General features: G+C 68.4%; 20 protein-coding genes and 1 pseudogene. 13 read left to right on the top strand and 8 right to left on the bottom strand.

Going from position 1 to position 22560, the window contains the following annotated elements; translation table 11 throughout:
• Window positions 1-132: 132 nt before the first annotated feature.
• The 3 genes and pseudogenes from mutL (at window position 133) to NSQ78_RS14980 (ending at window position 3936) form a co-directional block, all read left to right on the top strand.
• Entirely contained in the window at window positions 133-2031 is a 1899-nt protein-coding gene (mutL, locus tag NSQ78_RS14990) for a DNA mismatch repair endonuclease MutL (protein WP_057493596.1), read from the top strand.
• 11 nt (window positions 2032-2042) lie between these two features.
• Window positions 2043-2972: a DUF1684 domain-containing protein gene (locus tag NSQ78_RS14985; RefSeq protein WP_064238910.1), complete on the top strand. Its 930-nt coding sequence runs from the start codon at window positions 2043-2045 to the stop codon at window positions 2970-2972.
• 2 nt (window positions 2973-2974) lie between these two features.
• Window positions 2975-3936: pseudogene (locus NSQ78_RS14980) on the top strand (TraB/GumN family protein).
• Between the two features lie 74 nt (window positions 3937-4010).
• Here NSQ78_RS14980 and phaR read toward each other — a convergent pair.
• The 3 genes from phaR to gluQRS all read right to left on the bottom strand — a co-directional run bounded on the left by phaR (window position 4011) and on the right by gluQRS (window position 6416).
• Entirely contained in the window at window positions 4011-4538 is a 528-nt protein-coding gene (gene phaR / locus NSQ78_RS14975) for a polyhydroxyalkanoate synthesis repressor PhaR (RefSeq protein WP_049466761.1), read from the bottom strand.
• A gap of 184 nt (window positions 4539-4722) precedes the next feature.
• Entirely contained in the window at window positions 4723-5463 is a 741-nt protein-coding gene (locus NSQ78_RS14970) for a beta-ketoacyl-ACP reductase (RefSeq protein ID WP_049466763.1), read from the bottom strand.
• A gap of 17 nt (window positions 5464-5480) precedes the next feature.
• Window positions 5481-6416 (bottom strand): tRNA glutamyl-Q(34) synthetase GluQRS, encoded by a 936-nt coding sequence (gene gluQRS, locus NSQ78_RS14965; protein WP_064238908.1) that lies wholly within the window; start codon window positions 6414-6416, stop codon window positions 5481-5483.
• A gap of 93 nt (window positions 6417-6509) precedes the next feature.
• On the opposite strand from gluQRS, the gene htpX reads away from it, so the two are divergent.
• The gene (gene htpX, locus NSQ78_RS14960) at window positions 6510-7376 is read left to right on the top strand and encodes a protease HtpX (protein ID WP_049466767.1); all 867 of its coding nucleotides are present in this window, start codon (window positions 6510-6512) and stop codon (window positions 7374-7376) included.
• A gap of 671 nt (window positions 7377-8047) precedes the next feature.
• Here htpX and NSQ78_RS14955 read toward each other — a convergent pair.
• Window positions 8048-8875 (bottom strand): inositol monophosphatase family protein, encoded by an 828-nt coding sequence (locus tag NSQ78_RS14955; RefSeq protein WP_049468091.1) that lies wholly within the window; start codon window positions 8873-8875, stop codon window positions 8048-8050.
• Between the two features lie 120 nt (window positions 8876-8995).
• On the opposite strand from NSQ78_RS14955, the gene NSQ78_RS14950 reads away from it, so the two are divergent.
• Genes NSQ78_RS14950 through NSQ78_RS14940 form a run of 3 tightly spaced genes read left to right on the top strand, consistent with a single transcriptional unit; the run spans window position 8996 to window position 12868 of the window.
• Entirely contained in the window at window positions 8996-9766 is a 771-nt protein-coding gene (locus tag NSQ78_RS14950; RefSeq protein WP_064238907.1) for an RNA methyltransferase, read from the top strand.
• 46 nt (window positions 9767-9812) lie between these two features.
• A complete protein-coding gene (locus tag NSQ78_RS14945; RefSeq protein WP_080355555.1) occupies window positions 9813-10745 on the top strand; it encodes a phosphate/phosphite/phosphonate ABC transporter substrate-binding protein in 933 nt (310 codons plus the stop codon).
• Complete coding sequence (locus NSQ78_RS14940; protein WP_064238906.1) at window positions 10742-12868, top strand: EAL domain-containing protein; 2127 nt, start codon at window positions 10742-10744, stop codon at window positions 12866-12868. Before NSQ78_RS14945 ends, NSQ78_RS14940 begins: the two co-directional genes overlap by 4 nt.
• A 66-nt stretch (window positions 12869-12934) precedes the next feature.
• Here the strand turns inward: NSQ78_RS14940 and epmB are convergent, their stop codons facing one another.
• Window positions 12935-13951, bottom strand: coding sequence for an EF-P beta-lysylation protein EpmB (epmB, locus tag NSQ78_RS14935; protein ID WP_053460914.1), 1017 nt, complete (start codon window positions 13949-13951; stop codon window positions 12935-12937).
• A gap of 120 nt (window positions 13952-14071) precedes the next feature.
• Between epmB and efp the strand changes: the two genes are divergently transcribed.
• From efp to NSQ78_RS14910, 5 genes are all read left to right on the top strand, one after another.
• The gene (gene efp, locus NSQ78_RS14930) at window positions 14072-14638 is read left to right on the top strand and encodes an elongation factor P (RefSeq protein ID WP_005410381.1); all 567 of its coding nucleotides are present in this window, start codon (window positions 14072-14074) and stop codon (window positions 14636-14638) included.
• Between the two features lie 205 nt (window positions 14639-14843).
• Window positions 14844-16187 (top strand): TRZ/ATZ family hydrolase, encoded by a 1344-nt coding sequence (locus tag NSQ78_RS14925; protein ID WP_064238905.1) that lies wholly within the window; start codon window positions 14844-14846, stop codon window positions 16185-16187.
• A gap of 24 nt (window positions 16188-16211) precedes the next feature.
• Window positions 16212-16928 (top strand): bifunctional 2-polyprenyl-6-hydroxyphenol methylase/3-demethylubiquinol 3-O-methyltransferase UbiG, encoded by a 717-nt coding sequence (ubiG, locus tag NSQ78_RS14920; protein ID WP_032956138.1) that lies wholly within the window; start codon window positions 16212-16214, stop codon window positions 16926-16928.
• Complete coding sequence (locus NSQ78_RS14915) at window positions 16925-17620, top strand: phosphoglycolate phosphatase (protein WP_064238904.1); 696 nt, start codon at window positions 16925-16927, stop codon at window positions 17618-17620. Before ubiG ends, NSQ78_RS14915 begins: the two co-directional genes overlap by 4 nt.
• A gap of 11 nt (window positions 17621-17631) precedes the next feature.
• Complete coding sequence (locus NSQ78_RS14910) at window positions 17632-18336, top strand: phytoene synthase (RefSeq protein WP_064238903.1); 705 nt, start codon at window positions 17632-17634, stop codon at window positions 18334-18336.
• Window positions 18337-18425: 89 nt separating this feature from the next.
• Here the strand turns inward: NSQ78_RS14910 and NSQ78_RS14905 are convergent, their stop codons facing one another.
• Genes NSQ78_RS14905 through yidD form a run of 3 tightly spaced genes read right to left on the bottom strand, consistent with a single transcriptional unit; the run spans window position 18426 to window position 20816 of the window.
• Window positions 18426-19271, bottom strand: coding sequence for a M23 family metallopeptidase (locus tag NSQ78_RS14905; RefSeq protein ID WP_053460910.1), 846 nt, complete (start codon window positions 19269-19271; stop codon window positions 18426-18428).
• The gene (locus NSQ78_RS14900; protein ID WP_064238902.1) at window positions 19271-20617 is read right to left on the bottom strand and encodes a dihydroorotase; all 1347 of its coding nucleotides are present in this window, start codon (window positions 20615-20617) and stop codon (window positions 19271-19273) included. The genes NSQ78_RS14905 and NSQ78_RS14900 overlap by 1 nt, the downstream gene beginning before the upstream one ends.
• 1 nt (window position 20618) lies before the next feature.
• Complete coding sequence (gene yidD / locus NSQ78_RS14895) at window positions 20619-20816, bottom strand: membrane protein insertion efficiency factor YidD (RefSeq protein ID WP_229302008.1); 198 nt, start codon at window positions 20814-20816, stop codon at window positions 20619-20621.
• Window positions 20817-21145: 329 nt separating this feature from the next.
• Between yidD and dksA the strand changes: the two genes are divergently transcribed.
• Complete coding sequence (gene dksA / locus NSQ78_RS14890; protein ID WP_064238901.1) at window positions 21146-22336, top strand: RNA polymerase-binding protein DksA; 1191 nt, start codon at window positions 21146-21148, stop codon at window positions 22334-22336.
• The last annotated feature ends 224 nt before the right edge of the window (window positions 22337-22560 follow it).

The following is a 22560-nucleotide window of genomic DNA, read 5'->3' as shown; positions in this document are numbered from 1 at the left end:
TGCTTTCTGTAGCGTCGACTGTCACTCGACGACGCGCGCAGCGCGGGGGCGGTGCCCGGCGAAGAGCAGTCGACTCTACGTGCGCAGCCTCCGCTATCATCGACCCATGAAGTCTGCTGCCCATCACCACCCATGAGTGCGCCCGGTCCGCGTCCGATCCGGCCGTTGCCGGACATCCTGATCAACCAGATCGCCGCTGGCGAAGTGGTCGAACGGCCCGCGTCGGTGGTTAAGGAGCTGGTCGAGAACGCGATCGACGCGGGCGCCAGCCGCGTTGATATCGATCTTGAAGAGGGCGGCGTGCGCCTGATCCGCATCCGTGACAACGGCAGCGGCATCGCGCCGGAACAACTGCCGCTGGCGGTGTCGCGGCATGCCACCAGCAAAATCGCCGACCTGGACGATCTCGAATCGGTGGCCACGCTCGGCTTCCGGGGTGAAGCGCTGCCGTCGATCGCGTCGGTCAGCCGCTTCACCCTGTGCTCGCGCCGCGCGCACGACGAGCACGGCTCGGCGCTGCAGATCGAAGGCGGCAAGATCGGCGAGGTGACGCCCCGCGCGCATGCGCCGGGCACCACCGTCGAAGTGCGCGAACTGTTCTACAACGTGCCGGCGCGGCGCAAGTTCCTGCGCGCCGAGCGCACCGAACTGGGCCATATCGAAGAATGGCTGCGGTCGCTGGCGCTGGCGCGGCCGGATGTCGAACTGCGCGTGTCGCACAACGGCAAGGCCTCGCGCCGCTACAAGCCGGGCGATCTGTATTCCGACGCGCGCCTTGCCGAAACGCTGGGCGAGGATTTCGCCAACCAAGCGGTGCGCGTGGACCACAGCGGCGCCGGCCTGCGCCTGCACGGCTGGATCGCGCAGCCGCACTATTCGCGCGCCAGCGCCGACCAGCAGTACCTGTATGTCAACGGCCGTTCGGTGCGTGACCGCAGCGTGGCCCACGCGGTGAAGATGGCCTACGGCGACGTGCTGTACCACGGCCGCCAGCCGGCCTATGTGCTGTTCCTCGAGCTGGACCCGACCCGCGTCGATGTCAACGTGCATCCGGCCAAGCACGAGGTGCGCTTCCGCGATTCGCGGCTGGTCCATGACTTCGTCTATCGCACGTTGAAGGATGCACTGGCCGATACCCGCGCTGGCATGTCGGCGCAGGAGATCGGTGCCGGTGCTGCGCAGCCGGTGGATGCCACGGCCGTGCCCACCGCATCGGGCGCCTCCGCTTTCGGGCTGGTGCGCGGCCCGGCACCCGGGGCTGGCTCCGGTGGAGGCGGTGGTGGCTTTTCCGGATGGCGACCGCAGCAGCCGCTGGGCCTGCAGGTGGCCGACGCGCCGGCTGCCTATGCGGCGCTGTATGCCACGCCGGCAGGCGCCGAACGTGCAGTGGCACTGCCGCCGATGCCGAGCGAGAACGGGTTGCCGGTGACCAGCGCCGACGCGGGCGTGCCGCCGCTGGGCTATGCGATCGCGCAGCTGCACGGCATCTACATCCTGGCCGAGAACGCCGAAGGCCTGATCGTGGTCGACATGCATGCGGCTCACGAACGCATCGGCTACGAGCGCCTGAAGAACGCGCACGATGGCATCGGCCTGCAGTCGCAACCGCTGCTGGTGCCGATCACCCTGGCGGTGGGCGAGCGCGAGGCGGATACCGCCGAAAGCGAAGCCGAAACCCTGGCGGCGCTCGGCTTCGAGGTGACCCGTGCCGGCCCCGGTTCGCTGCATGTGCGCAGCATTCCGGCGCTGCTGGCGCATGCCGAACCGGAAGGGCTGCTGCGCGACGTGCTGACCGACCTGCGAGAGCATGGGCAGAGCCGCCGCGTGGCCAGTGCCCGCGACGAACTGCTGTCGACCATGGCCTGCCATGGCGCGGTGCGCGCCAACCGGCGCCTGACCGTGCCGGAAATGAACGCGCTGCTGCGCGACATGGAGATCACCGAGCGGTCCGGCCAGTGCAACCACGGCCGGCCCACCTGGGCCCGTTTTTCGCTGGCGGAGATCGACCGCTGGTTCCTGCGCGGACGTTGAGGGGAGCATCGATGCGTTATCGGGGAATGGCGGGCCTGCTGGCCGCCTGGATGTTGGCCGCCTGCAGCCCGGCGCCGCCGGCGGCGCCAGCGGTCACTGAAGATCCGGCCTACGCGGCCGCGCAGCAGCAATGGCGCGTGGCGCGCTACCAGGACCTGACCCGGCCCGATGGCTGGACGGCGCTGGTGGGCATGCACTGGCTGCAGAACACGTCGCACTTCGTCGGCAGTGGCGCGACCAATGGCATCCGCCTGGCGGTCGGACCGGACAAGCTGGGCCTGCTGCGCCGCGAGGGCACGCAGTGGTGGTTCACCCCAGAGACCGGCGTCGACGTCAGCCATGAGGGCCAGCCAGTGCGCGGCCGCATCCGCGTCGACACCGACAAGGACGCGCAGCCGACACTGCTGGCGTTCGATGGCGGCAAGGGCCAGCTCAGCATCATCCGTCGCGGGCCGCGTGATGCGCTGCGGGTCAAGCACGCCGATGCGGCGGCGCGCCGTGATTTTGCCGGCCTGCAGTATTGGCCGGGCGGGGCGGACTGGCAGGTGCAGGCGCGCTTCATCGCGCATCCGCCGGGCAAGACGATCCCCATCGTCGACATCACCGGCTTGACCACCGAGATGCCCAACGCTGGCGCGGTCGAGTTCGAGCGCGACGGTCGCAGCTGGCGCCTGGAAGCCATCGGTGCGCCCGGGCAGCCGCTGTTCCTGATCTTCGCCGACCGCACCAGCGGCCACGGCAGTTATCCGGCCGGTCGCTACCTGGATACCGATGCACCCGCCGCCGACGGCACGCTGCGCATCGATTTCAACCATGCCTACAACCCGCCGTGCGCGTTCACCGCCTACGCCACCTGTCCGCTGGCACCGCCGGAAAACCGGCTGGACCTGCGCGTGGAAGCGGGCGAAAAGGCGTACCACCTGCCTGAAGGAGAAGGCTGACGATGCCGATCAACCACCTGTTCCGTGCCGCGCTGCTGCTGGCGGCCTGCGCGGTCGCCCCCTGGCCGCCGCCCGCGATGCCCAGGCCGCCCCCGCGGCGGCCGCGACCGCAACGGCGGCCAAGCCGCCCGTGCCGCTGTTGTGGAAAGTCACCGGCCCGGGCGATGCCCGCGTGTACCTGCTGGGGTCGTTCCACCTGCTGAAACCGCAGGACTACCCGCTGTCGCCCGATGTCGAACAGGCGTTCGAGGCCTCGCAGCGGGTCGTGTTCGAGCTGTCGCCGGAAGACATGCAGTCGCCACAGCTGGCCAGCCGCATGGTGCAGGCCGCGACCCGCACCGATGGCAGCGAGCTCAAGCGTGATCTGGATGCGGCGACCTGGCAGAAGCTGCAGGCCTTCGCTGCGCAGAACCAGTTGCCGCTGGCGCAGATGCAGGGCATGAAGCCCTGGTTCGTCGGCCTGAGCATTTCGGTCGGGCAGATGCAGAAGCTGGGCCTGGACCCGGCGCTGGGCCTGGACCGCCACTTCATGGAGCGTGCGCAGAAGACGGGCCGCAAGACGGCGGGCCTGGAGGACATCGATACCCAGATCGGCATGCTCGACGGGATGACCGTGCAGGAGCAGCGGCAGATGCTGGCCGAAGCGCTGGACCAGGCCGGCAAGGCCGATGAGCAGGCGCGGCTGCTGCATGATGCATGGCGCCGCGGCGACGAGCGCCTGCTGTGGACCAAGATGGCCGCCGAAATGCGCCAGCAGTATCCGCAGCTGTACCAGCGCATCAACACCGGGCGCAATGATGCCTGGATACCCAAGCTGCAGCCGTACCTGCAGGCCGGGCAGGGCGGTACGCTGGTGGTGGTCGGCACGCTGCACCTGCTGGGCAGTGATGGCGTGGTCGAGAAGCTGAAGGCGAAGGGCTACAAGGTCGAGCGGGTGTGTACCGCGTGCAGGGCGAAACGCTGACGCATCGTTGGCGTGGTTCCAAGCAAAACGGCGCGCCAGGGGCGCGCCGTTTTCGTTCCCGCCGGTGCTGCAGCTCAGCGGCGGGTCTTGCCGCCGGTGCCGGTGCCCGGTTCGCCGGGCTTGTTGCCGGTGCCGGTTCCGGTGCCGCCCGGGCGCGGGCCACCGAAGCCGCTGCCCATGCTGCGCTGGAATTCCTGCCACAGCTCCAGGTTGCGCTCGGTCAGCTGGTTCATCATCGCCCACGGGGTCTGGCCCAGCAGGTTGCCCATCTGCTGGCGGAACTGCTGCTGCTGGTCGAGGAAGACCTGCATGCTGCGCTCCAGGTAGTTGCCCATGAAGCCCTGCAGGGAATCGCCATAGAAGCGGATCAGCTGGCTCAGCAGCTGGGTGGACAGCATCGGTTCGCCGTCCTGCTCCTGGTCGGCGATGATCTGCAGCAGGACCGAACGGGTGAGGTCGTCGCCGCTCTTGGCGTCGCGGACTTCGAAGTCCTCGCCGTCCAGGATCAGCTGGCGCACGTCCTCGATGGTGATGTAGCTGGAGATCTCGGTGTCGTAGAGACGGCGGTTCGGATACTTCTTGATGATGCGGGTCGCAGCCATTGAAGCGGTCACTCGTCACAGTAGGTGCGCAGCATGGCGCAGTGCAGCAGCCGTTGCAACCGCCCCAGCCCCCGCCAGGCTTGGCTTTCAGGCTCGATCATGTTGCGCAGCAAGGGTTTGCGTGCTGCGCAGCATGGCCTGTGGCAGGGGCCGGCAGCAGTGGCCGCCAGGCCCCCTGCGCGGCTTACCAGCCCATGTGGTGGCCGCCGTTGATGTCCAGGTTGCTGCCGGTGATCCACGAGGCTTCGTCGGCCACCAGGAAGGACACCCCATAGGCGATTTCCTCGGGCTTGCCGAGGCGCCCGGTCGGGATGTCGGCGATGATCTTGGCGCGCACGTCCTCCGGAACCGCCATCACCATGTCGGTGGCCACGTAGCCGGGCGAAATGGTGTTGACGGTGATGCCGAAGCCGGCGTTCTCGCGGGCAAGCGAGATGGTGAAGCCGTGCATGCCGGCCTTGGCCGCCGCGTAGTTGGCCTGGCCGTACTGGCCTTTCAGGCCGTTGATCGAGCTGATCTGGATGACCCGGCCCCAGCCGCGGCGGCGCATGCCCTCGATGACCGGACGGGTGACGTTGAACACCGAGTTGAGGTTGGTGTTGATCACATCGTGCCACTGATCCGCGCGCATGCGGTGGAACGTGGTATCGCGGGTGATGCCGGCGTTGTTGACCAGGATCTCGACCGGGCCCAGCTCGGCCTCGACCGCGCGCACCAGCGCTTCGGCACTGTCCGGATCGGAGACATCGCCCGGGAAGATCGCCACGTGGTAGCCGCGCTCGGTCATTGCCTGCTGCCAGGCGCGGGCCTTGGCCTCGTCGCGGTAGTTGGTGGCGACCCGGTGGCCCTGGTCGGCCAGGCGTTGGCAGATGGCGGTACCGATGCCGCCGGTTCCGCCGGTGACCAGTGCGACGCGAGATGTCATGGAGTGCTGTCCGGGTATCAGGTGGGGGAAGGGGGATTCTGCAACATCGGCGCGGAAAGTGCGCCGGCCGGCGGCAGGCCCGTTCCCATCAGGATGTCGGTGCGCGGCAGCCGCGCCGGGTCGAAACGCCGTCGGGCCGTGGCCAGCAGCGTGTCCAGGTCGTGCGCATGCTGCAGGGCGTCCGGTGCCTGTCCCAGCAGCTGCCAGAGCGCGCGCAGTACCGGCACCGGCTGTGTGCTGTCCACCGGCAGCGATGCCAGCGACTTGGACAGTTTGTGGCCGGTGGCATCGAGCAGCAGCGGCAGGTGCCAGTAGCGCGGCACCGCCAGCCCCAATGCCTGCTGCAACAGGATCTGCCGCGCGGTGGAGTCGAGCAGGTCGGCGCCGCGCACCACTTCGTTCACGCCCTGCGCGGCGTCATCGACCACCACGGCCAACTGGTAGGCCCAGCAACCGTCGGCGCGGCGCAGCACGAAATCGCCGACTTCGGCATGCACGTCCTGTCGCTGCGGGCCACGCAGGCCATCATCGAAGTGCACGACGCTGCCCGGGGGCACGCGGAAGCGGACGGCAGGGTCCGGTCGCGGTTGCCGCGCAATGCAGCGGTGATGGATGCCGCCGTTGGCGGCCAGCTCGCTGCGGCTGCAGTGGCAGATGAAGGCCAGATCGCTGGCCAGCAGTATGTCCAGCGCAGCCTGGTAGGCCTCGCCACGCGCGCTCTGCCACAGGACCGGGCCGTCGTGGGCGAGGCCGAACGCGGCGAGCGCCTGCAGTTGTGACGCGGCGGCCCCGGGCACGGTGCGCGGCGGATCGACGTCTTCGATGCGCAGCCGCCACAGGCCGCCATGATGGCGCGCGAGCAGCCAGCTGCCGAAGGCGGCGAGCAGGGATCCGGGGTGGAGCAGGCCGGTCGGCGAGGGCGCGAAACGACCGCAGGGAATGGGGGAGGTCATGCTGGCTGAATCGTCGGTCAGGTTGGCGCTTGAATTCAAGCTGACCACGCCGCAAATTGACCGGTATCGACCCCTTCCGAGCCGGATTTTCCCATGTTTACCCGCATTGCCCTGTTCCTGGCGACCAACTTCGCGGTCCTGATTCTCGCCAGCATCGTGATGTCGTTGCTCGGGGTCAATCCAAGCCAGATGAGCGGCCTGTTGGTGATGGCCGCGATCTTCGGCTTCGGTGGCTCCTTCATCTCGCTGCTCCTGTCCAAGTGGATGGCCAAGCGCTCCACCGGTGCGGTGGTGATCACCGAACCGCGCAACCCGACCGAACGCTGGCTGCTGGCCACCGTCGAGCGCCAGGCCAAGGCGGCCGGCATCGGCATGCCGGAAGTGGCGGTCTATGACGGCCCGGAGATCAACGCCTTCGCCACCGGTGCCAACCGCAACAACGCGCTGGTGGCGGTGTCCACCGGCCTGCTGCACAACATGAGCGAGGACGAGGCCGAAGCGGTGCTGGGCCACGAGATCGCCCACGTCGCCAACGGCGACATGATCACCATGGCGCTGCTGCAGGGCGTGTTGAACACCTTTGTGATCGTGCTGGCCCGCGTGGTCGGCGGCATCATCGACAGCGCGCTGTCGGGCAACCGCGAAGGCGGCGGCCGTGGCTTCGCCTACTACATCATCGTGTTCGTGCTGGAGATGGTGTTCGGCCTGTTCGCCACCATGATCTCGATGTGGTTCTCGCGCCACCGCGAGTTCCGCGCCGATGCTGGCGGTGCCTCGCTGGCCGGCCGCCAGAAGATGATCGCCGCGCTGGAGCGCCTGCAGCTCAACCACGGCCAGAGCACGCTGCCGACCCAGATCGCCGCCTTCGGCATTTCCGGTTCGACGGCCAAGAAGCTGTTCATGAGCCATCCGCCGCTGGAAGAGCGCATTGCCGCGCTGCGGGCGTCGACGGTGGCGTAAGCCTCGGCTTGCAGAGGAGTGAGAGACGCCCGGCTCCGTGCCGGGCGTTCTTGTTTGCGCGCCGACGCATGGGTGGCGCCGGGTACGACCCGGCAAGAGTCGTTTCCGCGACCGCGGAGGGGTGTCACTTTCTTTGCTCGTGCAAAGAAAGTAACCAAAGAAACACGCCGCCGGGGCGCGAGCCGACGTGCTGCGCACGCCGGTACCCTGCGCTCCTCGGTCCGTCGAGGGACGGTGCGGGAACTCGCTGCGCTCAGACACCCGCACCTCTTCGCCCTCGCCGGACCTGCGGTGCTCGGCTCGCTCAAGGCGGACCCAACGTCAAAGGCAAAAGCTGCCCCCAGTAGATCCGCGCCATGCGTGGATGCTCTTGCTGTTGATCTTGACCTTCCAGTCCGCCTTGAGCGAGCCGAGCATCGCAGGGGAATCAGGGGCGAAGAGGCGCCGGTGTTTGAGCGCAGCGAGTTCGGCGCCGTCCCCTGATTCTCCGAGAAGCACAGGGAACCGTCGCGTAGCGACGGCTCGCGGCTGGCGGAGCGTTTCTTTGGTTACTTTCTTTGCGCGCAAAGAAAGTGACACCCCTCCGCAGTCGCGGAAATGACTCTCCGTCCGCGCAAACGAAAACGGCACCCTCGCAGGTGCCGTCTCCATGAACCGCTTTACACGGAATCTCAGAACTTCGCGTCGAACTCCGCCGCGTAGCCAGTGTTCACCAGCACCTTCTGCAGCGACTCGGCCACCTTCAGGTTGCCGGCCACGATCTGGTGGGTCTCCGGACCACGGTTGTCCATGCGGCCCAGCGTCGCGCCCTTGAAGTCGCAGACCTTGCCGCCCGCCTCGCGGACCAGCAGCAGGCCGGCAGCGATGTCCCAGGCCTTCACGCCGGCTTCGAAGTAGGCGTCGGCGCGGCCGCAGGCCACGTAGGCCAGGTCCAGCGCCGCCGAGCCGGTGCGGCGGATGTCCTCGCCGTGCACCAGCAGGGCGTCGACCGCCTTCAGCTGGGCACTGGCGCGGCTGCGCTCGCGCGGGGCGAAGCCGGTGTGGATCATGGTGCCTTCCAGGTCCTTGCGCTCGGCCACGCGGATGCGGCGGTCGTTGAGCACGGCACCGGCGCCGCGGCTGGCAGTGAACAGTTCATTGCGCAGCGGGTCGAAGATGACCGCGTCGGTCGGCTCGCCGTTCTCGACCAGCGCGATCGACACGCAGTAGTGCGGCACGCCGCGCAGGTAGTTGCTGGTGCCGTCCAGCGGGTCGATGACCCACATCTGGCGGCGCTCGCCCTGCACGCCACCTTCCTCACCGAAGATGCCGTAGTCCGGGTAGGCGCGCTTGAGTTCCTTGACGATCACCTTTTCCGCGTCCGCATCCACTTCGCTGGCGTAGTCCATCCGGCCCTTCTGCACCACGTTCAGTGCCTCGAGCTTGTTGATGTTGCGCAACAGGACGTTGCCGGCGAGGCGGGCGGCCTTGACCATGACGGTGACGGCGGGTTTCTGCATGGCGTGGGCTCCCGGAAAGGCAGAAGAGATGGACTGGCGGGGGAAAAGAGCGGGTCCGGCGCAGTGGCCGGCCGCACAGTTTACCATTGGTCATCGTCCAGCTCGACCTTTTCCCTGTTCATGTCCCAGTTTCCCGCCGCCACCCGCCTCCGATTCGTCCTGGTCGGTACCCAGCACCCCGGCAACATGGGCGCCGCCGCCCGTGCGCTGAAGACCATGGGCCTGGCCCGCCTGGTCCTGGTTGCCCCCGAAAAACCGCTGGACGAGGAGGCCTTCCGCCGCTCGGCCGGTGCCGAGGACGTGCTCGGCGACGCCACGGTGGTGGCCACCCTGGCCGAGGCCGTGGCCGATTGCCGCCTGGTGCTGGGCTGTACCGCCCGTGCCCGCCGCGTGCAGCTGGAGGAGTACCTGCCGGCCGATGCCGCCGCCCGGGCGGTGGCCAAGGCAGGCGAGGGGGCCGAGGTGGCGCTGGTGTTCGGCCGCGAGCGCACCGGGCTGACCAACGAAGAGCTGCAGCTCTGCCACGCGGCGGTGCATATCCCCTCCGACCCGGCGTTCAGCTCGCTCAATCTGGCGGCCGCGGTGCAGGTGCTGGCCTACGAAACGCGCATGCAGCTGCTGGGCGCGCAGCCGGTGGCCGGGGCCGAACCGGGCTTCCGCGAACAGGCGGCCAGCCACGAGCAGATGGAGAGTTTCTTCGCCCAGCTTGGCGACACACTGGACGAGATCGATTTCCACAAGGGCCGGGCCCCGGAATCGGCGATGCGCAAGCTGCGCCGGCTGTTCCTGCGCAGCGAGCCGAGCGAGCAGGAAGTGCGCCTGTTGCGCGGCATCCTCGCCGACACCCAGCGCATGGCGCGACTGGCGCAGGCGGGCAACAAGGACAGCTGACGACGTTCTCATTTTTTCGGGTAGTCTGTCCGGATACCCAGGGGGGATGAAGCCTGTGTCGGGTCTGCGAAGGGCAGTGCAGAGGGGACTGCTGAGCCTGGTGATGATCCTGCTGGCCGGGACGGTGCATGCAGCACCGGATCCGGTGCTGGTGCTGGGCCGGATCAGTGATGATCCGCAGGCGCATTACGAGCAGCTGCAGCCCTTGCTGGACTATGTGGTGGCACGCATGCATGACGTCGGCATCACCGAAGGGCGGATCCTGATGGCACGCGATCCACAGCAGATGGCCAGCTATCTGCGGCGGGGCAGGGTCGACTGGGTCACGGAAACGTCGGGCACGGCAGTGGCGCTGGGCCAGCGCAGTGGCGCACGGCCGCTGCTGCTGACCGAGCGCAATGGCGTGCGCCAGTACCAGACGGTGTTCTTCGTGCGCCGCGACAGTCCGATCCAGCAGCTCCAGGGGCTGCGCGGGCATCGCCTGGCGTTGCAGAACACCGCGTCGACCAGCGCCTACCTGGTGCCGGTGATGACGCTGCTGCAGCAGGGGCTGGCGCCGCAGATCCTGGCCGGCGTGTGGGACGTGCCGGGACGGGACAGTGTGGGGTACGTGTTCGCGCGGAGCGAGTTGAACATCGCCACGTTCGTGCACAAGGGCATGGTCGAGGCAGGGGCGGTGAGCAGCGTGGACTGGAACGACGAGCGACGGGTGCCAGCGGCATTCCGGCGCGACTTCCGCGAGCTGCTGCGCACCGAACCCTACCCGCGGGCGGTGGAGATGGTCCGCGCCGACCTCGATCCGGCGGTGCGTGAGCGGCTGCGGGATGTCCTGCTGCAGGCGGCCAGCGACCCGCAGGCGCAGGGGGCGTTGCATCGGTTTTTCGGCACTTCGGGTTTCCACCGCGTCGATGCGCATGCGCAGCAGCGGCTGGATGAATTGAAACAAGGATTGACGCGCGTGCGGATGGAAGTGGAATGAAGTGGCTCGGCTCGGGAATGCAGGCCCGGTTCCTGCTCGCGATGGGCGGGGCGATGGTCGTGGTGGTGGCGATCCTGGCGGTGCTGCTGGGGCGGCAGGCGGCGATGCAGGGCGAGGTGCGCAACCTCAGCGGCGGCGTCATCCATGAACTGTTCGACCGCAGCGTGCGCAGCCGTGGCGAGGCAATGGCGCGCGAGCTGTCCGATGCGCTGGCCAATCCGCTGTACTACCGCGACCTGGACCAGGTCGGTGCGCTGGTGCGCGGCACGGCACGGCAGCCGGTCGTGCGCTATGTGCTGGTGTTTGACGAGCGTGGGCGGCTGGTGCATGACGGCTCGATCGAAGTCTCCGGCTTCGGCCAGCCGATGACCGACCCGCTGGCCCCGAAGGCCGCAGGGGCGCAGGCGCTGGTGGTGCAGGAGTCGCCCAAGGTGCTGGACAACACCATGCCGATCATGGTCGGCAACCAGCGCATCGGTGGCGTGCGGGTCGGCATGGCGCTGGACGAGGTGCAGCAGCGCGAGCAGGCGGCCAATGCCACCCTCGGCGAGCGCCTGCAGCAGGTCGGCAGCCGCCACCTGGGCTGGCTGCTGCTGATGCTGGGCCTGCTGGTGGTGATCGGGGTGGCGGTGATCGTGTACGTGCAGCGCACCCTGGTCGCGCCGATCCGGGACCTGGCCGCGGCGGCGCGCCGCATCGAGGCGGGCGACTACCAGGCGCCGCTGGCCGAGAACACCCGCAATGACGAGGTCGGCGAGCTGGTGCGTGGTTTTGCCCGCATGCGCGACGCCATCGCCCGGCATGACCGCGAGGTGCGGCGCATGGCCTATACCGACGCGCTGACCGGGCTGACCAACCGGTTGGCCTTCCGCGAGGCGCTGGACCATCGCCTGATGGCGGCGCGCGCGTCCAATCATCGGCTGGGCCTGCTGTTTGCCGATATCGATGATTTCAAGCGCGTCAATGACACCCTCGGCCATGAGGCCGGTGACGAAGCCCTGCTGCAGTTCGCGCAGCGCATCGGTCGCGCGGTGACCGAAGCCGGTGGCGACGAGGCACTGCTGGCCCGCTTCGGCGGCGACGAGTTCGTGATCCTGGTCGGCGAGGGCGACGTGGCCGCGAACGCGCGCCTGCTGGCCGAGGTGCTGGTGCGCGAGCTGGGCAAACCGCTGGTGGTGCAGGGCAGGGAGCTGTTCCTGGGGACCTCGATCGGCGTGACCCTGTTCCCGGACGACGCGGCCGATGCCACCACGCTGCTGAAGAACGGCGACATCGCCATGTACCAGGCGAAGATGGCCGGCAAGAACTGCTATCGCTACTACAGCCGGGCGATGGACCATGCGGTCGAGCGCCGCGTGCACATGGAGCAGGAGCTGCGCGGGGCCTGGGAGCGCGGCGAGCTGCGCCTGGCCTACCAGCCGATCTTCCGCATGCGCGACCGGCGGATGGTCGGTGTGGAGGTGCTGCTGCGCTGGCAGCATCCGACCCTGGGCACGATTCCGCCGTCGGTGTTCATCGAAGTGGCCGAGCAGAGCGGCTTGATCGAGATCATCGGCCCGAAGGTGCTGCGCGCGGCGTGCATGGAGGCCGCGCAGTGGCCGCGTGGCGCGGCCGGCGACGACCTGTTCGTCTCGGTGAACGTGTCGCCACGCCAGCTGCGCGGCGGTGAACTGCCGGCACTGGTCGCGCAATGCCTGCATGAGTCCGGGCTGCCGGCGTCGCGCCTGCATCTGGAGCTGACCGAAACCGCGGTGATCGGTGACGAGATGGTCGCCGCGCAGCTGCTGGACAAGCTGCACCGCACCGGCGTGAAGGTCTGGCTGGACGATTTCGGCACCGGCTTCTCCGGGCTCAGTCACCTGCGCAAGGTTCCCGTTGACGGCGTGAAGATCGACAAGAGTTTCGTGGCCGACATGCAGCGCGATCCCGACGACCTGGCCCTGACCACGGCCATCATCGCCATGGCCCACGCGCTGGGCATCACCGTGGTGGCCGAGGGCATCGAGCAGCAGGCGCAGTACGAACTGCTGGCGCAGCGCGGTTGCGACCTCGGCCAGGGCTACTGGCTCAGCCACCCGGTGACCGCCACCGAAGTGGTGCGGATGATCGAATCGGGCCTCTGACCGACGGTTGTTGTGTCGGGGTCAGAACCCTTTTCCGCAGGAAAAGGGATCTGACCCCCTGCGGAATTACACCGGGCGCTTGCTCGGATCGCCGGGCAGTTCGCGCACCAGCTTGGGAATCAGGTAACCGGACAGGCGTGCGGTCAGGCCGGCAATCAGCGCCTTGGCCCGGGCATCGTCCACTTCGAAGTGGGCCACGCCTTCGACCCGGTCCAGCTGGTGCAGGTAGTACGGCAGCACGCCGGCGGCGAAGCTGCGCTCGCTCAGGTCCTGCAGGGCCTGCACGCTGTCATTGACCCCGCGCAGCAACACCGCCTGGTTCAGCAGCTGGGCACCCAGGCCGCGCAGGCGGGCCATCGCCGCGTCCACGCTGGCATCGAACTCATTGGCGTGGTTGGCATGCACCACGATCGCCAGCGGCCACGGCAGGCTGCCCAGCCAGGAGACCAGTTCATCGTCCACGCGTTCCGGCAGCACGATCGGCAGCCGGGTGTGGATGCGCAGGCGACGGATATGCGGGATGGCGCGCAGGGCGTCGGTCAGCTCGACCAGCTTGTGCGTGGCCAGCGACAGCGGGTCGCCGCCAGACAGGATCACCTCGTCGATGTCCGGATCGCCTGCGATGGCGGCCACCGCTTCCTGCCAGCCGCCCTTGGCGGCGTTCTCCGCGGCATAGTCGAAGTGGCGGCGGAAGCAGTAGCGGCAGTTGATCGCGCAGCTGCCGGTGGCGACCAGCAGGGCACGGCCGCGGTACTTCTGGATGACGCCGGTGGCCTTCCTGGCTGCACCATCGCCCACCGCATCGAAGCTGAATCCGGGCGCGGGACGCATTTCCTCATCGATCGGCAGCACCTGGCGCAGCAGCGGATCGGCCGCGTCGCCGGGGCGCATGCGGGCCACGAAGCCTTCCGGAACGCGCAGCGCGAACTGGGCCATGGCCGCTTCGGAGACGCCCAGTGCCGCCGGGTCCAGCTGCAGCCGGGCCAGCAGGGCGTGCGGGTCGCGCAGCGCCTGGCGCCAGAGCTGCTGCCAGCGCGCGGGCGCACCGGGCGACTGGGGCCGGGGGAAGGCGGAAAGCTGCATGGAGAGGGGGCCTGCGGTTATCATGGGGGCAGAAAAACAGTCGCCCACCGGCATCCGGTGGGCTTTCCATTCTAACGGCTCGCCGCACCCGCGGCGTTTTTGCCACACAGGAGTTTACGCATGGCCAGCTACGGCATGAACGACGTCAAGAACGGGATGAAGATCCTGGTCAACAACCAACCGGCCGTCATCATCGACACCGAATACGTCAAGCCGGGCAAGGGCCAGGCCTTCACCCGCGTGAAGTACCGCCTGATCAAGGACGGCCGTACCCAGGAAGTCACCATGAAGTCGACCGACTCGCTGGATGCAGCCGACGTCGTCGATACCGACATGAACTTCATGTACAGCGACGGCGAATACTGGCACTTCATGGACCCGGAATCCTTCGAGCAGGTCCAGGCCACCAAGGCCGGCATGGGCGGCGCCGAGAAGTGGCTGAAGGGCGAAGAGTCCTGCGTGGTCACCCTGTGGAATGGCGAGCCGATCTTCGTGCAGCCGCCGAACTTCGTCGAGCTGAAGATCACCGAAACCGATCCGGGCGTCCGTGGCGACACCTCGGGCGGCGGCGGCAAGCCGGCGACCCTGGAAACCGGCGCCGTGGTGCGCGTGCCGCTGTTCGTCAACCAGGACGAAGTGATCCGCGTCGATACCCGTTCGGGCGAATACTCCGCACGCGTCAAGTAAGGTTCCGGCCATAGGCCGACCTTACGGTAGTGCCGGCCGCTGGCCGGGTACGCGCCATCGCATTCGCGCTGGCGCTCCCGTGATCTGCTTCGGCAGATCATGGGCCCCGCTTCACGAGTCTCCAGACCCCGCCGCTTCGCGGCAGCCCCTGACTCAGGGGCGTGTCCCCAGAAGTACCTCGCCGCCCCCCAGCCAGTGAGCCCGCATGAGCGATAGCCCGCACCTCCCCAAAGCCTGCGACCTGCTCATCGAAGCCGGTTATGTCGTTCCGATCGAGCCGCATGCGGTGGTGCTGGAAGACCACGCCGTTGCCGTGCGTGGCAGCGAGATCGTCGCCATCCTGCCGCGTGCGGAAGCACGCGCACGCTTCCGCGCTGCGCAGGTGGTCAGCCGCCCCGAGGCCGCGCTGATGCCGGGCCTGGTCAACGCGCACACGCACAACCCGATGACCCTGCTGCGCGGCGTCGCCGACGACCTGCCGCTGATGACCTGGCTGCAGCAGCACATCTGGCCGGTGGAAGCGGCCGTGATCGGTCCTGAGTTCGTCGCCGACGGCACCACGCTGGCCATCGCCGAGATGCTGCGCGGTGGCACCACCTGCGCCAACGAGAACTACTTCTTCGGCGACGTGCAGGCCGCGGTCTACAAGAAGCACGGGTTCCGCGCGCTGGTCGGTGCGGTCATCATCGACTTCCCCACCGCCTGGGCCAAGACCGACGACGAGTACTTCGCCAAGGCCGGCGAACTGCACGACCAGTGGCGCACCGATCCGCTGATCGGCACCGCGTTCGCGCCGCATGCGCCGTACACGGTCAACGATGCCAACTTCGAGCGGGTGCGGATGCTGTCCGACCAGCTTGACATGCAGGTGCACCTGCACACCCACGAGACCGCGCAGGAAATCAACGATTCGATCAAGCTGCACGGCCAGCGCCCGCTGGCGCGGCTGGATCGGCTCGGCCTGGTCAACGACCGCCTGATCGCGGTGCACATGACCCAGCTGACCGAAGCGGAAATCCACCTGTGTGCCGAGCGTGGCGTCAGCGTGGTGCATTGCCCGGAATCGAACCTGAAGCTGGCGTCCGGTTTCTGCCCGGCCTGTGCCCTGCAGCGCGCCGGCGTGAACCTGGCGATCGGCACCGATGGCTGCGCCAGCAACAACGACCTGGACATGTTCAGCGAGAACCGTACTGCGGCGATCCTGGCCAAGGCCGTGGCCGACGACGCCACCGCTCTGGACGCGGCGACCACGCTGCGCGCGTCCACGCTGGGCGGTGCCCGTGCGCTGGGCTTCGGTGATCGCATCGGTTCGATCGAAGTCGGCAAGCAGGCCGACATGGTCTGCGTCGACCTGTCTGCGCTGGAAACCCAGCCGCTGCACAACGTGCTGTCGCAGCTGGTGTACGCCACGGGCCGCCAGCAGGTCAGCGACGTCTGGATCGCCGGCAAGCCGAAGCTGGTGCAGCGCGAACTGGTCGGCATGGACCTGCCGGGCATCATCGCCAACGCGCGCCAGTGGCGCGAGCGCATCCGCCACATCCGCGCCTGATCCCTGGCGCCGCAAGGACATCCCATGACTGCCCCCCACGCTTCCTCCAATTTCGATCAGGCCGAGCTGGACAAGTTCGCCGCACTGGCCAACCGCTGGTGGGATGCTGACGGCCCGCAGAAGCCGCTGCATGCGTTGAACCCGGTGCGCCTGCAGTACGTGGCCGACCGCGTGCCGCTGCGTGGCGCGCGCGTGCTCGACATCGGCTGCGGTGGTGGCCTGCTGAGTGAAGCGCTGGCCCAGGCCGGTGCCGACGTCACGGCCATCGACCTGGCCCCGGAACTGGTCAAGGTCGCGCGACTGCATGCGCTGGAAAGCGGCGCCCAGGTCGATTACCGCGTGCAGGCGGCCGAGGATCTGGCCGCCGAGCAGCCCGCCAGCTTCGACGTGGTGACCTGCATGGAAATGCTCGAGCACGTGCCCGATCCCGGCGCGATCATCGAGGCCTGCAAGCGCCTGCTGAAGCCGGGCGGGCATCTGTTCCTGTCGACCATCAACCGCACCGCCGCCGCGTTCGCGGTGGCGATCGTCGGCGCCGAGTACGTGGCCCGGCTGCTGCCCAAGGGCACCCACCACTACCAGGAATTCATCAAGCCGGCCGAGCTGGCGCGCTGGCTGCGCGAAGCCGACCTGCAGCTGGTGGACGTCAGCGGCATGGCCTACGAGCCGTGGCGCAACCATGCCCGCCTGAGCAGCCGCACCGACATCAACTACCTGGCCTACGCGGTCAAGCCGGCATGACCGCCGCCGGCTTTCCGCGCGCGGTGCTGTTCGACCTGGACGGCACCCTGCTGGACAGCGCACCGGATTTCGTCGCCACCTGCAACGCGATGCTGGCCGAACGCGGCCGTGCACCGGTCGATCCGGCGGTGCTGCGCCCGGTGGTCTCCAAGGGCTCGCGTGCGATGGTCGGGGCCGCCTTCCCGGACCTGGATGCCGCCGAGCGCGATGCGCTGATCCCCGAATTCCTGCAGCGCTACGAAGCGCTGATCGGCCAGCACGCGGTGCTGTTCGATGGCGTGGCCGGCATGCTCGCCGCGCTGGATGACGCCGGCACGGTGTGGGGCATCGTCACCAACAAGCCCGAGTACCTGGCACGCCTGATCCTGCCGCAGCACGGCTGGCAGCAGCGTTGCGCCGTGCTGGTGGGCGGTGACAGCCTGTCCGAGCGCAAGCCGCATCCGCTGCCGCTGCTGCACGCCGCGCAGGCGATTGCCGTTGCCGCCGAGGACTGCGTCTACGTGGGGGACGACGAGCGTGACATCATCGCCGCACGCGCGGCCGCGATGCCGTCGGTGGCGGCGCTGTGGGGCTACCGCCTGCACAGTGACGACCCGCTGGCCTGGCAGGCCGACGTGCTGGTCGAGAACGCCGAACTTCTGCAACTGGCCAGTCTCTGGCCGACCCGGCCGGCAGCCCCGGCCCATCCGTAAGGAACCCCGTAGTGAGCAGTACCGCGCTGGACAGTTTCCTCGACAAGTGGCGCAGCCGCTGGCCGGAATGGTCGGTGGCCGCCCGGTTCGTGGCCGAATCACAACGCGAGCTGGCAGTGGCGTGGTTTGCGCTGCTGCAGGAGTTCGACGACATGCTCAACACCAGCGGCGATCCGCTGCCGGCCGACGCCAAGCTGGCGTGGTGGGGCGAGGAACTGCGCAGCTGGGCGGCACACCGTTCGCGCCACCCGCTGGGCCGCCTGCTGGAGCCGGTGCGTGCGCCGTGGGCGCAGCTGGCCGAGGCGCTGCCGGACCTGGTCGAGGCGCGCACCGTTGCGTTGGACGTGGCCGGTGCCGAGCGCGCGCTGGCCCATTACGCTGACGCCGTGGCTGCGGTGGAAGTGGCGCTGTTCGCGGACAAGCCGCGCACCGGTGCCGGTCGTGCGGTGCAGCTGCAGACCCTGGCCCAGCGCCTGCAGGATGCCGGCGTGGCCGGTGTGCCGCGCAGCCTGCTGGATGAAGATTCCAGTACGGCCGCGCAGCGCTGGGCGCAGCACCTGTTGAAGGGGTGGGGCACCCGCGTGCCCGGCCCGCGCGCGCGCCGCGTGTGGTCCAGCCTGGCGCGTGCGCGCCTGGCGGCGCAGGCCGCGGGCAAGCCGATCGAAGCCACCCCGGTGCGCACCCTGCTGCGCGTGTGGTGGGCGGCGCGCGGTTGATCCAACGTAACGGGTAATGCCGGCCGCTGGCCGGCATCCAGCAGGGCGCCGAAGAGGATGAGGTTGCCGGCCAGCGGCCGGCAGTACCGCTATTTGCGTTCCAGCACCAGCAACGGGTCGATACGGGTATCGAACCAGTTCATGCCCCAGTGCAGGTGCGGCCCGGTGGCGCGTCCGGTGGCGCCGACCGCGGCGATCACCTGGCCCTGTTCCACGCGGTCGCCGACCTTCACGTCGATGCGCGACAGGTGCAGGAAGTTGGAACTGACCCCGAAGCCGTGATCAAGCAGCAGCGTGCCACCGGTCAGGTACAGGTCCGGGCCGGCGAAGGTGACGATGCCGGCAGCCGGCGCCTTCACCGGGGTGCCGGTCGGCACCGCGATGTCCATGCCGGAGTGACCGGCGCCGGGCTGGCCGTTGTACACCCGCGCATTGCCGAAGCGGCCGCTGATGCGGCCCTGTACCGGCCAGATGAAGGTCTGGGTGAAGTCGGTGCGGTCGTCGTCGCGCGAACGTGCGGCGGTCACCTGCGCCTGTTCGCGCTTGATCCGCTCGGCGATCGCCGGCGGCGGATTGACCGTCTTCGGTGGTACGCCGTTGACCCGCTCGGTCGGCCAGTCGCGCGGCGTCACCGCGATGGTCGCGGTCTCGCTGCCACCGTCGGGCCGTTGCACCTGCACGCGCAGCGGACCCTTCTCGTCGCGGCCGATGCCGAACACCACGCTGCCATAACCGCTCACCCGCAGCTGTCGGCCGGCGTACTGCACGCGGCTGCCGGCGGGAACCTTGCCGATCACCAGCGCGCCCTGCGACGCACTGGCCGGGAACACCACGCGGCTGTCGATCAGGCGGCCGATGCCATCCTGCGCGTGCAGCGTGGGTACGGAAAACAGGGGCGTGGCCAGCAGCGCCCCGATCAGAAGTGCCGAACGCATCAGCGGTCGTAGGTCATGCGCTGGCCGGCCGGTTCGCCCACCAGTTTGTTGCCGTCCCACACCAGCTGGCCGTTGACCCAGGTGGAGGCGATGCGCGAACGGAAGGTGGTGCCTTCAAACGGCGACCAGCCGCACTTGGACAGCACGTCCTCGCGCTTGACCGTGAACGGCACGTCCTCGACCAGCACCAGGTCGGCGAAGTAGCCCTCGCGCAGGAAACCGCGCTCCTCCACATCGAACAGCTGCGCCGGGGCATGCGCGAACTTCTGCACCACCTGCTCGCGGGTCAGCTTGCCTTCGTGCACGCGCTCCAGCGCGGCCACCAGCGCATATTGCACCAGCGGCAGGCCGGAGGGCGCCTGCGCGTAGGGCTTCTGCTTCTCTTCCCAGGTGTGCGGCGCATGGTCGGTGGCCAGCACGTCCAGCACGTCGTCGGCCAGCGCAGCGGTGATCGCCTCGCGGTCGGACACTTCCTTGATCGCCGGGTTGCACTTGATCAGGTTGCCCTTGGTCGCATAGTCCGGGCGCGCGAAATGCAGGAAGTGCACGCAGGTTTCGGCGGTGATCTGCTTGCGGCTGCCGTCGGCACGGATCAGCGGGCCCTTCTCGAACAGCGCCAGCTCGTCGGCGGTGGAAATGTGCAGCACGTGCAGGCGGGTGCCGTGCTTGCGTGCCAGCGACATCGCCAGCCGGGTCGACTTGATACAGGCCTCGCGCGAGCGGATGTCCGGGTGCATGTCCGGGGTGAGCGCGTCGCCGTACTTCTCCTGGAAGGCCTTCAGGTTGGCATCGATCATCGGCGTGTCTTCGCAGTGCGTGATGATCGGGGTCGGGCATTCGCGGAAGATCGCGTCCAGCGTTTCCGGATTGTCGACCAGCATGTTGCCGGTGGACGCGCCCATGAACACCTTGACGCCCGGGGCCTTCTTCGGGTCCAGGGCGCGGATCGCCTCCAGGTTGTCATTGCTGGCGCCGTGGTAGAAGCCATAGTTGGCCCAGGCACGGCCGCGCGCGAGTTCGTACTTGGCTTCCAGGATGGTCGAATCCAGCGTCGGCGGGTTGGTGTTGGGCATGTCCATGAAGCTGGTCAGGCCACCGGCCACGGCCGCCGCCGACTCGCTGGCGATGTCGCCCTTGTGGGTCAGGCCCGGTTCGCGGAAGTGCACCTGGTCATCGATCATGCCGGGCAGCAGCCAGCGCCCGGCCGCGTCCACCACCTGCTCGCCGTCGCGCGGCGCGAGCCCGCTGCCGATCTGCGCGATGCGGCCGTTCTCGATGCGCAGGTCACCATCGAAGGTGCGGCCTTCGTTGACCATGCGGGCGTTGGTGATGAGGGTGGAGGACATGTCAGTGTTTTCCTGTGCAACGGCAAGAGGGGGCGTTGGGGGACTCGGGCACGGGATCGAAGCCGCCGGGATGGAACGGATGGCAGCGGCCCAGCCGGCGCGCAGCCAGCCAACTGCCGCGCAGCGGGCCGTGCCGCGAGATGGCGTCCATCGCGTATTCAGAACAGCTCGGCACGAAACGGCAGCGCGGCCCCAGCATGGGGCTGATGAAGCGCTTGTAGAAGCGCAGCAGGGCGATGAGCAGGCGCGAGATCACCCAGTCATCTTATGCCAGTTGGCATGAAGGCCGCATTTGTGCAGGATGGGCCGTTGGTCGCATGTCGCCGATGGCCTGCGACCGGTACCAGCACCGTCGGGTGCTGGCCAGGTTCCGTACCGCGCAAGGCGGTCCGTGTTCGTCGGACTGCCCTCCAGGGCGCCTTGGCTCCAGGACTGAATGGAGCAGGGTGCCAAGGTTGCTGCTGCGGGTCGGGTAGGCTATAAAGGCCCGCTTTCCCGGGCCCCGGGAAATCCAAGGAAGAGCGTTTCGTGGCTGCTAAAAAAACTGCAAAGAAGGCCGCAACGGCCGCCAAGAAAACCGCCAAGCCTGTTGTGAAGAAGTTGGCGGCAAAGCCCGTTGCCAAGAAGCCGGCCAGCAAGCCGGTCAGCAAGGCAGCGTCCTCGCAACCGGCGGCCAGGAAGGCCACCGCAAAGAAAGCGCCGGCCAAGGCAACCAAGCCGGTGGCAAAGAAGGCCGCTGCCGCGCCCGCCAAGGCCAAGCCTGCTGCTGGCAAGAAGGCGCCAGTGGTGAAGAAGGCCACCAGCAAGGCCGCGCCGGCAAAGAAGGCCGCCGCCAAGCCGGTGGCCAGCAAAGCAGCCGCCAAGCCGGCGCCGAAGGCGACGGTGAAGAAGGCGCCAGCGGCCAAGCCGGTCGCCACGCCCGCTGCTGCAAAGAAGGTTGCCAAGAATGTCGCCGCGCCGGCCGCAAAGCCGACGCCGGCCCCTGTAGTGAAGTCCGCACCGAAGCCTGCCGCCAAGGCGGCTCCGGCCAAGCCTGTCCCGGCCAAGACCGTGGCAGTGGCAGCAGCCCAACCGGCTTCCAAGCCGGCCCCGGCCGCCGCCCCTGCCGCTGCGAAGGCCCCGCAATCCAAGAATCCCGTGCCCGTTTCGAAATCGCCTGCCAAATCCGCCGTGAAATCCGATTCCGCCCCGAAGACCGTGTCGCGCCCTGTCGGCAAGGTTGCCGTGGCCGTCGCCGCCCGCTCGGCAGCACCGGCCCCGCGCAGCAAGTACAAGGTGGTCGAATACAAGACCGACGAGGCCACCGGCCGCCCGATCCTCCCGGCTGGCTACAAGCCGTCCTCGGAAGAGGAATACATGAGCCCGCTGCAGCAGGAATACTTCCGCCAGCGCCTGCAGAACTGGCGCGCGGACCTGGTGGAGGAGTCCAAGCAGACCATCGAGAACCTGCGCGAGGAAGTGCGTGACATCGGTGACGAAGCCGAGCGCGCGACGCGCGAGACCGAGAACTCGCTGGAACTGCGTACCCGCGACCGCTACCGCAAGCTGATCGGCAAGATCGACAGCACCCTGAAGCGCCTGGAAGCCGGCGACTACGGTTACTGCGTCGACACCGGCGAAGAGATTGGCCTGGAGCGCCTGGAAGCGCGCCTGACCGCCGAGCGCACCATCGACGCCCAGGAGCGTTGGGAGCACCTGCAGAAGCAGCAGGGCGACTGATTCCTGATCGTTGTCTGGTCATGCAGAAAACCCGGCCTTGACCGGGTTTTTTGTTGGCGGATCGTTGGTGCGCGATCGTGGCTGGCACGGGCAGTGGTGAACCTTGTTGGGTCCGCCTTGTAGCGAGCCGAGCACCGCAGGGGAATCAGGGGCGAAGAGGCCGCTCTATCCCGTAGAGCCGACTGCTAGTCGGCTCGCTCTCCGCGCCGTCCCCTGATTCACCG

This window comes from Stenotrophomonas sp. FSL W7-1447 (assembly GCF_037966425.1).
Taxonomy (GTDB): domain Bacteria; phylum Pseudomonadota; class Gammaproteobacteria; order Xanthomonadales; family Xanthomonadaceae; genus Stenotrophomonas; species Stenotrophomonas pavanii.
Note: the sequence above shows the minus strand (reverse complement) of the source record. Positions and strands in the feature narration are given on the sequence as shown.

What these genes read in the sequence shown, in the direction of transcription:
- NSQ78_RS14950 (WP_064238907.1), top strand. Translation starts at nt 8,996, where the DNA reads ATGTCCCAGTTTCCCGCCGCCACCCGCCTCCGATTCGTCCTGGTCGGT.
- epmB (WP_053460914.1), bottom strand. Translation starts at nt 13,951, where the DNA reads ATGCAGCTTTCCGCCTTCCCCCGGCCCCAGTCGCCCGGTGCGCCCGCG.
- NSQ78_RS14940 (WP_064238906.1), top strand. Translation starts at nt 10,742, where the DNA reads ATGAAGTGGCTCGGCTCGGGAATGCAGGCCCGGTTCCTGCTCGCGATG.
- NSQ78_RS14900 (WP_064238902.1), bottom strand. Translation starts at nt 20,617, where the DNA reads ATGTCCTCCACCCTCATCACCAACGCCCGCATGGTCAACGAAGGCCGC.
- mutL (WP_057493596.1), top strand. Translation starts at nt 133, where the DNA reads ATGAGTGCGCCCGGTCCGCGTCCGATCCGGCCGTTGCCGGACATCCTG.
- NSQ78_RS14985 (WP_064238910.1), top strand. Translation starts at nt 2,043, where the DNA reads ATGCGTTATCGGGGAATGGCGGGCCTGCTGGCCGCCTGGATGTTGGCC.
- NSQ78_RS14970 (WP_049466763.1), bottom strand. Translation starts at nt 5,463, where the DNA reads ATGACATCTCGCGTCGCACTGGTCACCGGCGGAACCGGCGGCATCGGT.
- efp (WP_005410381.1), top strand. Translation starts at nt 14,072, where the DNA reads ATGGCCAGCTACGGCATGAACGACGTCAAGAACGGGATGAAGATCCTG.
- yidD (WP_229302008.1), bottom strand. Translation starts at nt 20,816, where the DNA reads ATGCTGGGGCCGCGCTGCCGTTTCGTGCCGAGCTGTTCTGAATACGCG.
- htpX (WP_049466767.1), top strand. Translation starts at nt 6,510, where the DNA reads ATGTTTACCCGCATTGCCCTGTTCCTGGCGACCAACTTCGCGGTCCTG.
- phaR (WP_049466761.1), bottom strand. Translation starts at nt 4,538, where the DNA reads ATGGCTGCGACCCGCATCATCAAGAAGTATCCGAACCGCCGTCTCTAC.
- NSQ78_RS14945 (WP_080355555.1), top strand. Translation starts at nt 9,813, where the DNA reads ATGAAGCCTGTGTCGGGTCTGCGAAGGGCAGTGCAGAGGGGACTGCTG.
- NSQ78_RS14925 (WP_064238905.1), top strand. Translation starts at nt 14,844, where the DNA reads ATGAGCGATAGCCCGCACCTCCCCAAAGCCTGCGACCTGCTCATCGAA.
- NSQ78_RS14915 (WP_064238904.1), top strand. Translation starts at nt 16,925, where the DNA reads ATGACCGCCGCCGGCTTTCCGCGCGCGGTGCTGTTCGACCTGGACGGC.
- gluQRS (WP_064238908.1), bottom strand. Translation starts at nt 6,416, where the DNA reads ATGACCTCCCCCATTCCCTGCGGTCGTTTCGCGCCCTCGCCGACCGGC.
- NSQ78_RS14955 (WP_049468091.1), bottom strand. Translation starts at nt 8,875, where the DNA reads ATGCAGAAACCCGCCGTCACCGTCATGGTCAAGGCCGCCCGCCTCGCC.
- NSQ78_RS14905 (WP_053460910.1), bottom strand. Translation starts at nt 19,271, where the DNA reads ATGCGTTCGGCACTTCTGATCGGGGCGCTGCTGGCCACGCCCCTGTTT.
- ubiG (WP_032956138.1), top strand. Translation starts at nt 16,212, where the DNA reads ATGACTGCCCCCCACGCTTCCTCCAATTTCGATCAGGCCGAGCTGGAC.